This window comes from Pseudaeromonas sp. HNCC25DJ182 (assembly GCF_055413365.1).
Genome location: NZ_JBVAYG010000016.1, coordinates 1 through 12,581 on the forward strand (window position 1 = coordinate 1; position 12,581 = coordinate 12,581).

General features: G+C 57.6%; 13 protein-coding genes. 10 read left to right on the plus strand and 3 right to left on the minus strand.

Annotated elements, in window-relative coordinates; genetic code table 11:
- The 5 genes from ACZYUB_RS12875 to fos all read left to right on the plus strand — a co-directional run.
- Positions 1–159 (plus strand): DUF7674 family protein (locus tag ACZYUB_RS12875; RefSeq protein WP_463948612.1); only part of this gene is annotated, 159 nt, incomplete at its 5' end.
- Between the two features lie 94 nt (positions 160–253).
- A complete protein-coding gene (locus ACZYUB_RS12880) occupies positions 254–502 on the plus strand; it encodes a hypothetical protein (RefSeq protein ID WP_463948456.1) in 249 nt (82 codons plus the stop codon).
- A 99-nt stretch (positions 503–601) separates the two neighbouring features.
- Complete coding sequence (locus ACZYUB_RS12885; RefSeq protein ID WP_463948458.1) at positions 602–1,000, plus strand: DUF6678 family protein; 399 nt, start codon at positions 602–604, stop codon at positions 998–1,000.
- Between the two features lie 102 nt (positions 1,001–1,102).
- Positions 1,103–1,528, plus strand: a complete 426-nt coding sequence (locus ACZYUB_RS12890) for a nuclear transport factor 2 family protein (RefSeq protein WP_463948460.1) — start codon at positions 1,103–1,105, stop codon at positions 1,526–1,528.
- A gap of 390 nt (positions 1,529–1,918) precedes the next feature.
- Positions 1,919–2,317, plus strand: a complete 399-nt coding sequence (gene fos, locus ACZYUB_RS12895; protein ID WP_463948462.1) for a FosG/FosC2-related fosfomycin resistance glutathione transferase — start codon at positions 1,919–1,921, stop codon at positions 2,315–2,317.
- A 115-nt stretch (positions 2,318–2,432) separates the two neighbouring features.
- Here fos and ACZYUB_RS12900 read toward each other — a convergent pair whose 3' ends face one another.
- Together ACZYUB_RS12900 and ACZYUB_RS12905 are read right to left on the minus strand one after the other, a co-directional pair.
- Positions 2,433–3,503, minus strand: a complete 1,071-nt coding sequence (locus tag ACZYUB_RS12900) for an ATP-binding protein (RefSeq protein ID WP_463948463.1) — start codon at positions 3,501–3,503, stop codon at positions 2,433–2,435.
- Positions 3,500–4,258 carry a response regulator gene (locus tag ACZYUB_RS12905; protein WP_463948465.1) on the minus strand — a complete coding sequence of 253 codons (759 nt, stop codon included), beginning with the start codon at positions 4,256–4,258 and terminating at the stop codon, positions 3,500–3,502. Before ACZYUB_RS12905 ends, ACZYUB_RS12900 begins: the two co-directional genes overlap by 4 nt.
- A 102-nt stretch (positions 4,259–4,360) precedes the next feature.
- Between ACZYUB_RS12905 and ACZYUB_RS12910 the strand changes: the two genes are divergently transcribed.
- The 5 genes from ACZYUB_RS12910 to ACZYUB_RS12930 all read left to right on the plus strand — a co-directional run bounded on the left by ACZYUB_RS12910 (position 4,361) and on the right by ACZYUB_RS12930 (position 11,429).
- A complete protein-coding gene (locus ACZYUB_RS12910; protein ID WP_463948466.1) occupies positions 4,361–5,533 on the plus strand; it encodes an efflux RND transporter periplasmic adaptor subunit in 1,173 nt (390 codons plus the stop codon).
- Positions 5,534–5,551: 18 nt separating this feature from the next.
- Positions 5,552–8,695, plus strand: coding sequence for a multidrug efflux RND transporter permease subunit (locus ACZYUB_RS12915; RefSeq protein ID WP_463948467.1), 3,144 nt, complete (start codon positions 5,552–5,554; stop codon positions 8,693–8,695).
- Between the two features lie 176 nt (positions 8,696–8,871).
- Entirely contained in the window at positions 8,872–9,444 is a 573-nt protein-coding gene (locus tag ACZYUB_RS12920; protein WP_463948469.1) for a TetR/AcrR family transcriptional regulator, read from the plus strand.
- Between the two features lie 69 nt (positions 9,445–9,513).
- A complete protein-coding gene (locus ACZYUB_RS12925) occupies positions 9,514–10,194 on the plus strand; it encodes an NAD(P)H-binding protein (protein WP_463948471.1) in 681 nt (226 codons plus the stop codon).
- 8 nt (positions 10,195–10,202) lie between these two features.
- Positions 10,203–11,429, plus strand: coding sequence for an MBL fold metallo-hydrolase (locus tag ACZYUB_RS12930; protein WP_463948473.1), 1,227 nt, complete (start codon positions 10,203–10,205; stop codon positions 11,427–11,429).
- 159 nt (positions 11,430–11,588) lie between these two features.
- On the opposite strand, the gene ACZYUB_RS12935 is transcribed toward ACZYUB_RS12930, so the two are convergent.
- Positions 11,589–12,473 carry a LysR family transcriptional regulator gene (locus tag ACZYUB_RS12935; RefSeq protein ID WP_463948475.1) on the minus strand — a complete coding sequence of 295 codons (885 nt, stop codon included), beginning with the start codon at positions 12,471–12,473 and terminating at the stop codon, positions 11,589–11,591.
- Positions 12,474–12,581 lie beyond the last annotated feature (108 nt).

Consider the following 12,581-nt stretch of genomic DNA (forward strand, 5'->3'; position numbering starts at 1 on the left):
AGTCCCTATGTTAAAGAGGCGGCCACAATTGGTTTGTTTGAGGGACTTCAAGGCCAAAGTAATACAACATCAATAGAGACCTATCTACATCCAGAGAGCAAAAAGTGGTGGGGCAAAGTAAACGAGTTCTGGGAAAACGGTATATTAATTAGTGAATAACCACCCCTATAACAAGTTGCTTAATTTCGTTACGGATACAAACAACGTATCCTACGCTACGTTGCGGCAGCCAATTAGTAAAGAGTCATAGATCATGCTTGAATTAGTTAAGATACATGGCGACGAGTGGAAGCTGTCAGACATTCAGGAAAATGTAGATTGGTGCAAGGAACAACAATGGATATTCATGAAATATGATAAGCCGAATGATCATGAGCATTGCTTGATTTGCTATTGGACAATTTTTAGATCAGAAAACTGTGAAGATGGTTTTGGATATTACTATGGCGGCAACACTTGGCTGTGCACCGAATGTTATGCCAAATTCATATCAAAAGCATAGCTATAACAAGCGACTTAAAGGCGTTCATACTGCTCACTTGGACGTTCAGCCTTTGGCAGGACGCCTTGTAGTCGACTATTAGAGTTTTCGGAGAGTACAGTGTTAGACAAAGAAATTGCAAATTTTTCATACTCCTGCATGTCCAATTCCAAATGGAGAAAGCTATTTAGCGTGGTAAATGGATCCAATTTAAAGTTCGCCCATTGTGTCTGGAAGCTTGTTGATGAGAGAGAACCAAAAAATGGATTCGTCCCGGATCTCGAACAGTTGGGAGAAAATTATGTCGGCGATTGTGGCGCTTTAAATGGCCCCTTCGAATTCAAACGTATTGAGTGGATTAAACTACCTACTAGCATTGGGTATAAACCATACGATAAAGCTCCAGCTAAATTTTTGACGCAGGATCTATCAGAAATACTGATTCAGCTAAACGCCATAGGAAGTTTTGAGTTAGATGAAAATTCTGAAGGCATAACAATTTATGGTTACAAGCCCTAACAAGTGGTTCAAATCGTTCGCTTCGCTTACATGAGACCAGCTAAAGCCAACCCCTTAACCAAATGTTAGGCACGTGAAATCCCCACCGAGGAAGGACGCATCATGAACGCGGCAGAAATTTTATCCACGCTAAAATATCAAGAAGTTGCATTACACCAAGCCAGTGTCAGAAGCAGCGCAACTGAAGTTTCCAAATTACTGCACGAAAAGTTTTCCGAGTTTGGCCGATCCGGAAATCAATATAATTACGTACAGATCATAAAGTATCTCGTAGACGAAGAACCATCCGATCCAATATTTATATGGTCTCAAGATTATGAAGTTCGATATCAATGTGAAAATACGGCTCTGATAACATACAAATCCGCCCATATCATTGACGACAATGAGCTTATCCATCACACATTGAGAAGCTCACTCTGGGTGAAATCAGATTCTGGCTGGCAATTGATATTCCATCAAGGCACGCCAACCGCTGCATTTGAAAAGTCTCTTGTAAATGAGTCCGCTCAAAATATATGTTCCTAACCTTTCGGTCAACGTGACGACCCAAGGATTCCCTCCACGCCTACGGCGTTCCGGCCGCACGTTACCTCCAACATAATCTATCCTAATCGCGAAGTTAAAATAATGAAAGTGCCGTAGGGCGCAATAGCGCAGCGTATTGCTGCCGGACAAATGACCATAGCAAACCATAAAAACCATCTGCTATTGAAGGTTCTGTAGACTAGTAGACACCTGTTTCTTCCCGTTAACTCGCGACAAAGAAATAACAATGATTGATTGGCAAAGCAAATTATATTATTGGGATATGTCATGAATACTATTATCCTTGGCGCAATACGCTTTGCTATTGCGCCCTACTTGCTCGCTTCACGACCCGGTTATTTAATAATGTTATGTTGAATGGAGAAAACGGTGATCTTAGGTTTGAATCATATAACCATAGCAGTCAGTGATGTCGAGCGCTCTCTTCACTTCTATCGAGATATTCTAGGGTTTACGGCTCATGTTAAGTGGGATAATGGGGCCTATTTATCGGTTGGCGAGCTCTGGTTTTGTCTTTCTGTCGATGCTCCCTGCCCCAAAAGCGACTATACCCATATCGCCTTTGATATAGCACCAGACGAGTTTGAAGCCTTTGCAAAACGCGTCACTTCATCAGGTGTCGAAGTTTGGAAAGAAAATAAGAGTGAGGGGCAGTCACTCTATATCCTGGATCCTGATGGGCATAAATTAGAAATCCATGCTGGCTCACTTCAAAGCCGACTAGCGTCGTTGAAAATAAAGCCATGCAGCGGTCTCATTTGGCTTTAAATATGACTCGCAATTAATATCTAAAACAGAGAATTGAATATTTTATATGACGATACTCCCGATGATTTATATCGGGCTATGGCAAACATTTAATCCGGCGAATCACTAGTAGAAACTAATGCTGACCCGCAGCGCCCTGAATGGGCCAGCAGAGTTCAAAGACGCTACCGCCGCTCGGCGCAGGGTAACAGCGGGCGCTGCCGTGGTGGGCGCTGGCGATGGCGGCGACCACCGCCAATCCCAGGCCACTGCCTGCCGTTTTATCATCGGCAGCCCGACGAAAGGCGGTAAAGATATGCGTCACCAGCTCGGGGGGAACGCCCGGGCCCTGATCCTCAACACACAGATGATAGTGTCCATCCCGCAGCTCACTGCGGACCCGGATAACCCCGGGCAGCGCATAGCAGCGGGCATTTTCCAATAACGCCAGTAGCGCCTGCCGGATCCGGGCGGGATCGCAGCTCACAGGCCCAGCCGTCAGCTCCAGCTCAACGGATTGCTGTGCCAGTTGCAGCATGGGCGCACAGAGCTCGACGACATCCCGGATCTCGGCGGCCAGATCCACGCTCTGCCACTGCAACCGCAGGTGGCCACTCTCCGCGAGACTCACCACCCGCAAGTCTTCCAGCAGGCGCGTCAACCCTTCCACCTGACTCAGCAGGCGGTGAAACAGCGCCTGCTCGGGAGCAAACACCCCATCCGCCAGCCCCTGCAATCGCCCGCGCAAGATGGTCACAGGCGTGCGCAGCTCATGGGCGATCGCCGCATTCCAGAACACCTGCTCCTCACTCATCTGCCGCAGTTTGTCCGCCAGAGTATTAAAGTCATCCACCAGATGTGCCGCCTCCCCCAACGAAGGATCGGCGGCGATCGCCCGTGCTTCCAGATCCCCGCGCGCCATGCAGCGGAGCCCTTCGGCGACTGAATTCAACGGCTGCAGAATTCGCCGCGCCAGCTTGACCGCAACCCCCATAGCCAGCGCCATCGCTGTCAGTACAGTCGCGGCAATCCACGCCCATTCCGGCCACGAAGGAGCCAGCCCCACCTCCTCCGGCACCTGGCTCGGCCAGTAGACAGCCCAGAGGTAATAGAACAAAAAGGAGCCCAGGAGCGCCAACAGCGCGGTGCCCGCGGCGATGAGGATCATCGATAATGCGATCTGACGACTGAGCCCTACCAGCTTCATTCTGCCCCCTGCAACCGGTAGCCCACGCCGCGCACCACGACCGGAATGCCGTGAATATCCAGCGCTTCGAGCTTTTTGCGCAGCTTGCTGATATGGCTATCCACGGTGCGCTCCAGTGCATCCCCCTCGGGTAAACAGGTGGCCAACAGCTCGCCGCGGCTGAAGACCCGTCTGGGCGCCCGGGCCAACTGGACCAGCAGCCGGAACTCGGTCAGGGTCAGCGCCAAGGGGCGATCGCTGGCATTGACCTGAACGCTGACCTCGTGAGAGTCCAGATCGATATGAAATGGCGGTACACGCAATACCGAGTGGGCCTGCCGGGGCGCCTGGTTGCCGGCCCGGCGCAGCACGGCCCGCACCCGGGCCACCACTTCGGCGGGGTTAAAGGGTTTCACCACATAGTCATCGGCACCAATCCGCAACCCGGTCAGCTTGTCGATATCCTGATCCATGGCGGTCAGCATGATGACCGGCGTCTCGCCGCGATGACGCAGTTCGGATAACACGCGCCAGCCATCAAGCCTGGGCATCTGCACATCCAGCAATACCAGATCCGGTTTGAGTTGCAGGTGTAGATCCAGGGCCCGCTGACCATCTGCCGCCTGGACGGTCCTGAATCCATCCCGAGCCAGGTAAGCCGCCAGAATATCGGCAATCTCCGGCTCATCCTCGGCAATCAGGATCAGCGGCTGAAGGGTCGGCACGGGGGTTTGCAACAGGGGATCCGCAACGTGAGGCATTTTTTTAATCTCCATCAGATCTCCATAGTAGCGCAGCAGAAACCCCAATTTCGACATTTAGACTCGCGGAGTAGATCCAGGCATCCATCGTCGTCGGGTCTCACTTCAGGAGATCGCATGAAAACCAGACCACGCTATACCCCGAGCCGCTACTTGTTTCTGCTGGTGCTGCTAGCGGGCTGTCGCCCCCATGATGCCGTCACCGTCGAGGCGACACCCCGGGTTTCCGCCCTGACACTGGCCCCGGTGGCACTCGATGTCACGGAGGAATTACAAGGACGGGTGACGGCCATCCGCGCAGCCGAGATCCGGCCCCAGATCAGCGGCATAGTGCAGAAGCGGCTGTTCGAGCAGGGCAGCGAAGTCAACGCCGGAGCGCCACTGTTCCAAATCAACCCCCGACCGTTCCAGATCGAGGTAGATTCCGCCGCGGCCGCCCTCAAGCGCGCCGAAGCGACCCTGGTGCGCGAGCGTTTACAGGTCAAACGACTTGAGCCGCTATTACGGACCGAGACGATCAGTCGGCAGCATTATGATGATGCGGTCTCGACCCGGGATCAGGCCGCCGCCGATGTGGCCCAGGCCCGGGCCAATCTCGACCGGCGGCAGCTGGATCTGCAGTTTGCCACTGTGGTGGCGCCCATTTCCGGACGGATCGATCAGAGCCTGATCTCCGAAGGCGCCCTGGTCAGCAGCAGCGATAGCTCGCCACTGGCGCGGATCCAGCAGATCGACCAGGTCTATGTCGATGTCCGCCGCCCGGCCTCCTCCCTGGATACCTTGCGCGAAGCCCTGGCCCAGGCTCAAGCACAAGCTCAGGCTCAGGCTCAGGCTCAGGCTCAGAGCGGTCTAACCGTGGCGCTGCTGCGCAGCGATGGCCAGCCCTACCCCGAATCCGGCCGCATCCTGTTCTCGGGGGTCAGCGTCGATCCCGGCACCGGCGACGTGCTGTTGCGCATACAGGTCGATAACCCGCAGCGGCGATTCCTGCCCGGCATGTTTTTACGGGCACGGGTGCCGCAAGCCCGTTACCCCCATGCCCTGACCATTCCCCAGCAGGCTGTGGTCCGCAGCGAGGGCAAAGCCTATGTGTGGACTATTTCGGTGCAGCGCAAGGTTCACCGTCGCGCCATCACCCTCGCCGAGCTGGTGGCTCAGCACTATCGGGTCAGCGCAGGCCTTCGGGCAGGCGAGCGCATCGTTGTCGAAGGCATGGAGCGGCTGACCGAAGATCAGCAGGTCGATGTGCAGGACTGGACGTCCACCGACGCCAGCTCACTCCCCCACTAGCCGCCAGAGGATCCCTGCATGCCACACTTTTTTATTCAACGTCCGGTTTTTGCCTGGGTTATCGCGCTGTTTATCGTGCTGTTCGGGATCCTGGCTATCCCGAAGTTGCCGATCGCCCGCTACCCCTCGGTCGCGCCCACCTCGGTCAGCATCTATGCCACATACCCGGGGGCGACACCGCAAACCATGAACGACAGCGTCCTTGGGCTGATTGAGCGCGAGTTGTCCAACGTCAAGGATCTGCTCTATTTCGAATCCTCGGCGGATACCTCGGGCTCGGCGACTATCACCGCCACCTTCAAGCCGGGAACCAATGCGGATTTGGCCCAGGTGGATATCCAGAATCAACTCAAGGCTATTGAATCGCGCCTGCCCCAGGCGGTCCGGCAGAGCGGGCTGACCGTGGAATCCGCCTCCTCCGGTTTTTTGATGATCGTCGGCCTTAAATCGGAAAGCGGACAATTTGATGAGACCGAGTTGAGCGACTACATGGTGCGCAATGTGGTCGACGAGTTACGACGAGTGGAGGGTGTCGGCAGGATCCAGATGTTCGGTGCGGAAAAAGCAATGCGGATCTGGGTCGATCCCGCCAAGCTGCTAGCATTCGGTCTGACCATGAACGACCTCTCATCGGCCATTAGCCAACAAAACATCCAGATAGCGCCTGGCAGCATCGGCGCCGCCCCCACGCTGGCCGGACAGACGATCACGATCCCGCTGACCATCGAAGGGCAGCTAAGCCGCGTCGAGGAGTTTGCCAATATCGTGCTGCGGGCGACGACTGACGGCGCCAAAGTCGTGTTGGGCGATGTGGCGCGAGTAGAGCTCGGTGCCCAATCCTATGGCTTTATCAACCGTGAAAACGGCAAGAATGCAACGGCAGCGGCGATACAATTGGCCCCGGGCGCCAATGCCGTCATCACCGCCGACAAGATTGCCACCCGGCTCGATGAGTTAAGCCTCAGTTTGCCCGCAGGGATGAGCTACTCGATCCCGTTCAATACCGCGCCCTATGTCAAAGTCTCCATAGAGAAGGTGCTCTATACCCTGCTCGAAGCCATGGCGCTGGTATTTCTGGTGATGTATCTGTTCTTGCAGGATGTGCGCTATACCCTGATCCCGGCCATAGTGGTGCCTATCGCCTTGCTGGGCACCTTCAGCATCATGCTGGTGAGCGGATTCTCCATCAATGTGCTGACCATGTTCGGCATGGTGCTGGCTATCGGCATCATCGTCGATGATGCCATAGTCGTGGTGGAAAACGTCGAGCGGTTGATGGCCCGGGAAGGTTTATCCCCCAAGGCCGCCACCGCCAAAGCGATGCAGGAGATCACCGGCGCCATCATCGGCATCACGCTGGTATTGACCGCCGTGTTTATTCCCATGGCCTTGGCCAGTGACTCGGTGGGTGTGATCTATCGACAATTCACCCTGTCGATGGCGGTCTCCATTCTGTTCTCGGCATTCCTGGCCCTGACGCTGACCCCAGCCCTGTGTGCCACCCTGCTCAAGCCTGTGCTGCGGCCCCACGGCTCCGGCCACGGTTTTTGGCGACGGTTCAACCGTGGCGTGGAGCGGATGACCGAAGGCTATGGCCATAGCGTCCAGACCCTGCTGGATCGCGCCGGTCGCGTCATGCTGGTGTTCGGCCTGCTGTCCCTGGTGCTGGTACTGGCATTCCGGCAACTGCCCTCCGCCTTTTTACCGGAGGAGGATCAGGGCTACTTTGTCACCAGCATCCAGCTGCCTGCCGAGGCAACGGCGGAGCGGACGCTGGCCATCGTCAAACAATTTGAGCAGCATGTGTTGTCCCGTCCGGCCATCGACTCCACCATGGCGGTGGTTGGCTTCGGCTTCTCGGGATCTGGCACCAACACAGCCCAGGCCTTCACCACGCTCAAACCGAACGCCGAACGAGGCAGCTCCTCCACCCGGCAGGAAGTCGCGCTGGCCGACGCGGCCATGGCGAGTGCGCCCGAGGGACAGGTGATGAACCAGATGCCGCCCTCCATTGACGAGCTGGGTACCCATTCCGGCTTTACCTTCTATCTGCAGGACAGAGCCAATCGGGGATATGCGGCGCTGAAGGCGGCGGAGTCGCACTTGCTGGCCCTCGCCGCAGAAAACCCGCGCCTGTCGGAGGTCATGACGGCTGGCTTGCCACCCGGAACCACCATTCATCTGGCGATCGATCGCCAAAAGGCCGAGGCCCTCGGGGTTTCCTTTACCACCATCAGCGATACCCTCTCCACGGCGATGGGATCCCTCTATATCAATGACTTTCCCAATGCTGGTCGGATGCAGCAGGTGATCATGCAGGCCGATGCTTCGGCGCGCATGCAGCTGGAAGATGTGCTCAAGCTCTATGTGCGCAACCTGAACGGCGGCATGGTGCCCTTGTCCGAGGTGGTGATCCCCCGCTGGCAAGATGGCCCTCTGCAGCTGATGCGCTATCAGGGCTACCCCGCGATTCTGATCTCGGGTCAGGCCGCGGAGGGCGTCACCAGCGGGGAGGCCATGGCAGAGATGGAGCGTCTTGCCGAACAGTTGCCCAAAGGCTTCACCATCGACTGGACCGGTCAATCCTTGCAGGAGCGCAGTGCAGCAGCGCAAGCGCCCTGGCTGATGGCGCTGTCGATGGGGGTGGTATTTTTGGTGTTGGCCGCGCTGTATGAAAGCTGGTCCATCCCCTTAGCCGTGATGCTGGTTGTCCCCTTAGGCTTGCTCGGTGCCGTGCTGGCGGTCTTGCTGCGGGATCTGCCGAATGATGTGTTCTTCAAGGTGGGCATGATCACGGTGATCGGCCTGTCCGCCAAGAATGCGATCCTGATTGTCGAGTTTGCCAAGCAACTGCATGAACGGGGACACACGCTGATATCGGCCGCCGTCGAGGCATCGCGTTTGCGCTTGCGGCCGATCCTGATGACCTCGCTGGCCTTTGGCCTGGGCGTTATTCCGCTGATGCTGGCGACGGGAGCCAGTGCGGAAACCCAGCACGCCATCGGCACCGGCGTATTTGGCGGTATGGTGAGTGCCACTCTGCTGGCGATCTTCTTTGTGCCGGTCTTTTTCGTGGTGGTCATGGCTCTGCAACAGCGGCTCCAGGCATGGCGCTCATCCGCGCCCCCGGATCCGCAGCCCGCCTCCTCAATGGACCAGTAGCAGAGAGTGCTCGAAGAGGCCCCCCCGCACGCTGAGCGTTGAAAGCTCCCCGAACCTGCGTCCGGTTTGAAAGCCGGACGCAGTTATCCTCACCATCCACTCCGATTTTTCCCTTGCCTGCCAACGATTGGCCTGCTTAAATGAGCGCGTACTCACTTATTGATTGAAGAAATAGTATGGCCAGACCCCGTAGTGAAGATAAACAACTGGCTCTGCTCGAAGCGGCCACCGAGGTGATTGCGGCGCAGGGCTTGGCGGCGCCGACCTCGCTGATCGCCAAACGGGCGGGCGTGGCCGAAGGCACTCTGTTCCGCTACTTCGCCACCAAGGATGAACTGCTCAACGCTCTGTATCTCTATCAGTGTCGCCGGGCTAGCGAAGCCACCAATACCGCCTGGGATGATTCTCTGCCGATGGAGCCGCGGATGTTGCGCATGTGGGAAGCCTGGATTGACTGGGGGCTAGCCAACTCGGCGGCGTTCAGCGCCATCGCCCAGCTGGAGGTCTCCGACAAGCTGACCACGGCGGCGCGCGATGAGGCGTGGGGGCTGTGTGAATGCGCCCAGCAGTCACTGCATGGTATGGAGTTTCCCGGTATGGATCAGAGCTCCTCGCTGGAGTATTTCAATGCCCTCTCTACCGGCATTGCCCAGGCGACGATCAACTACCTGTTGCAGCACCCGGAACAGGCCGATGCCTGCAAGCGGGCCTCGTTTGCACTGACCTGGCCGCTGCTTCAGCCAAGTTGATTTTTTAACCGTTAGATGAGTGATTAATCAGGCATGTGCCGATTTATTACCCGCTCGATGGAGACCAGGATGCCCACAAACGCCACTTCTTCCCCAACCCACCATACCCGCCGGGTGGCCATTGCCGGAGCGACCGGTCTGGTGGGCCAGCACCTGCTCGAGCAACTGCTGGCCGATGAGACCATCAGCCAGGTGTATGCCCTCGGGCGTCGGGAGCCGGCACTGCGCCATCCCAAACTCACGGCTCTGGTGGTCGACTTTGCTCGCTTGCCCACGCTGCCCGCAGTGGACGAGGTCTATCTGGCCCTCGGCACCACCATTCGCCAGGCCGGTAGCCAGAGTGCGTTCCGCGCCATTGACTTGGAAGCCAATCGGGCAACGGCCGAGGCGGCGCTGGCCGCCGGTGCCCGCCGCATCGCCCTGGTGAGCGCCGCGGGTGCCAATGCCAACTCCCGGGTGTTTTATAACCGCACCAAGGGTGAGCTGGAAGAGGCACTGATGGCGTTGGCGCCCGATGCGTTGCTGATTGCCCGCCCCGCTTTGCTGCTCGGGGATCGGAGCGCACTCGGCCAACCGGTACGGCGCCTGGAGTCTTGGTCGCAACAGTTGCTCCTGCGGGTGGGACACTGGTTGCCGTCCGGTTGGCGTCCGATTGCCGCTGAACGCGTGGCCCGGGCCTTGAGTGGCCTATTAGCCAGCAGCCCTGGCATCCGTATTCTCGGCTCCGCCGAAATGCAGGATCTCCAGTGAGACGGTCGATGATGCAAACCACATCGCGCCGCCGTCGCTATCCCCGCCTCCGCCGCCAATACGGCTGGCTTGGGCTTGCACTATTACTAGGAACCAGCCTGATGACCTATTCCCAATTGTTTGATAGCACACCGCACATCGAGGGCGGACAGGCACTCGCCAGCCGTTATGCCGATGGCCAGTTTCACAATCTGGCCCCGGTACAAGGCTTGAGCTTTGCCGACGGCCTCAAAGGCATGTGGCACTTTTTGATGGATAAATCCGCCGAGGCGGTACCGGATAGCGCCATTCCGCTGCTGCCGCTGACCACCGCCGATCTGCTGGCGGCCGAGGATAACAGCCTGTGGCGGCTGGGCCATTCCACTGTGCTGCTCAAGCTGGCGGGCCAATTCTGGATCACGGATCCTGTGTTTACCGAGCGCGCCTCGCCGTTCGGCTTTGCCGGTCCCAAACGCTTTCATCAGGCGCCGATCACCGTCGACGCGCTGCCGCCCCTGGCCGCGGTGATCCTCTCCCACGATCACTATGACCACCTGGATAAAGCGACGGTACTGACCCTGGCCACCAAGACCCAACTCTTCGTCACCCCCTTGGGCGTCGGTCAGCGACTGCAGGATTGGGGGATTGCAGCGGATAAAATTCGTGAGCTCGACTGGTGGCAATCAACCCGGGTTGGCGCGCTGCAACTGACCGCCACCCCGGCCCAGCACTTCTCCGGACGCAGCCTGAGCGATCGCAACCGCACGCTCTGGGCTTCCTGGGTCATCGCGGCACCGGAGGTAAAGATCTTCTTTAGCGGCGACAGTGGTTACTTTGCCGGCTTCAAGGCCATCGGCGAGCGCTTCGGGCCCTTTGATCTCACGCTCATCGAAAACGGCGCCTACGACAAGGCCTGGGCCGGTGTGCATATGCAGCCGGAAGAGACCCTGCAGGCGCACCGGGATCTGCGCGGCAACTGGCTGCTGCCGATCCACAATGGCACCTTCGATCTGGCGCTACATGCCTGGCGTGAACCGCTGGAGCGCATCACGGCACTGGCCGAGGCCCAGCAGCAGAACATCAGCACACCGCGCTTTGGTGAGCAGGTCAAGATCGCGCAGCCGCAAGTCGCCTACGCCTGGTGGCAGGCCGAACCGGCCCGGGAAGTGGCAAGCCAGAGCAGCAGCGAAGCGGGCTGTCGCTCCAAACTTCTGGATCTTTTTGCCAGCCGCTGCGGATTGAGTGCTGAAAAATAGGCCCCTCATCGCGCGGGTTACGAACCCCTAGGCTGGGGTCACCGGTTTTTTGTAACACTAAGTCCTTTTGCGCGGCTCTCCTATGGCCGCGCTTTTTTTGCCGTATCGTAGCTCAGCTCGATGCAGCTGTGATTGATTTCGGGGCAAGGCTCAGCCGGATCAGAGCTTGAGGGTTTCGATGACCATGCGTAGCGCGGGCGAGACATTGCGGTGCGGGTAATAGAGATGCTGGCCATCCAGGCGATGGCTGAAATTCTGCAACACCTGGATGAGGTTACCGCGTCCGAGATCCTCCGCCACCAGATCCTCGGGCACATAGGCCAGCCCTAATCCCGCCCTTGCCGCCGCCGCCTCCATGTAACTGTCCGAGAAGACCCACTGCCCTTGCGGTTTGTGTTTGACCAACTTGCCTTCATCCCATAGCTCCCACTGATACAAGCTGCCATCGGCAAACTGGTAGGCGATGCAGGGGTGTAGCGCCAGATCGGCCGGAGTCTGTGGAAATCCGTATTGCAGGAAATGCTCTGGCGTCGCCACCATCACCATCTCCATGTCAGGTGCAATCCGCACCGCCACCATGCCTTCATCGACCTCATCGCCCGGCCGGATACCGGCATCAAAACGCTCGTCGATGATATTCACGAAGCGGTTCTCGCTGATGAGTTCCAGGCGAATATCAGGATAGCGTTGCCGAAACGAGGTCAGCTTGGGGAGCAGGACCTTGTCGATGGCATGCTGACTGGCATTGATCCGTACCGTGCCGGAAGGGGTGTCCCGAAAATGGGCGAGCGTGGCCAGCCCGGCATCCAGCGACTGAAAACTGCTCTGGGTGGTTCGATACAACTGTTCACCGGCCGGTGTCAGTGACAGGCGGCGCGTGGTCCGCACCAGAAGTTGCACCCCGAGCCGCGCCTCGAGATCGCGGATGGTACGGCTGACCCCGGACTGCACGAGTCCCAGTCGGGCCGCGGCCTTGGTAAAGCTGCCTTCGCGCGCCACCAGCATAAACACATGGAGATCGTTGTAATTCTCGCGACTTTTCATGGTGTTCCACTCCCTACCATCTACTTTGGGTAGTCGATTTATGGCCTATGGATCGCACCACATTAATCATAAAAACGCATTAATGTTATCAAAAAACCACCTCTAATC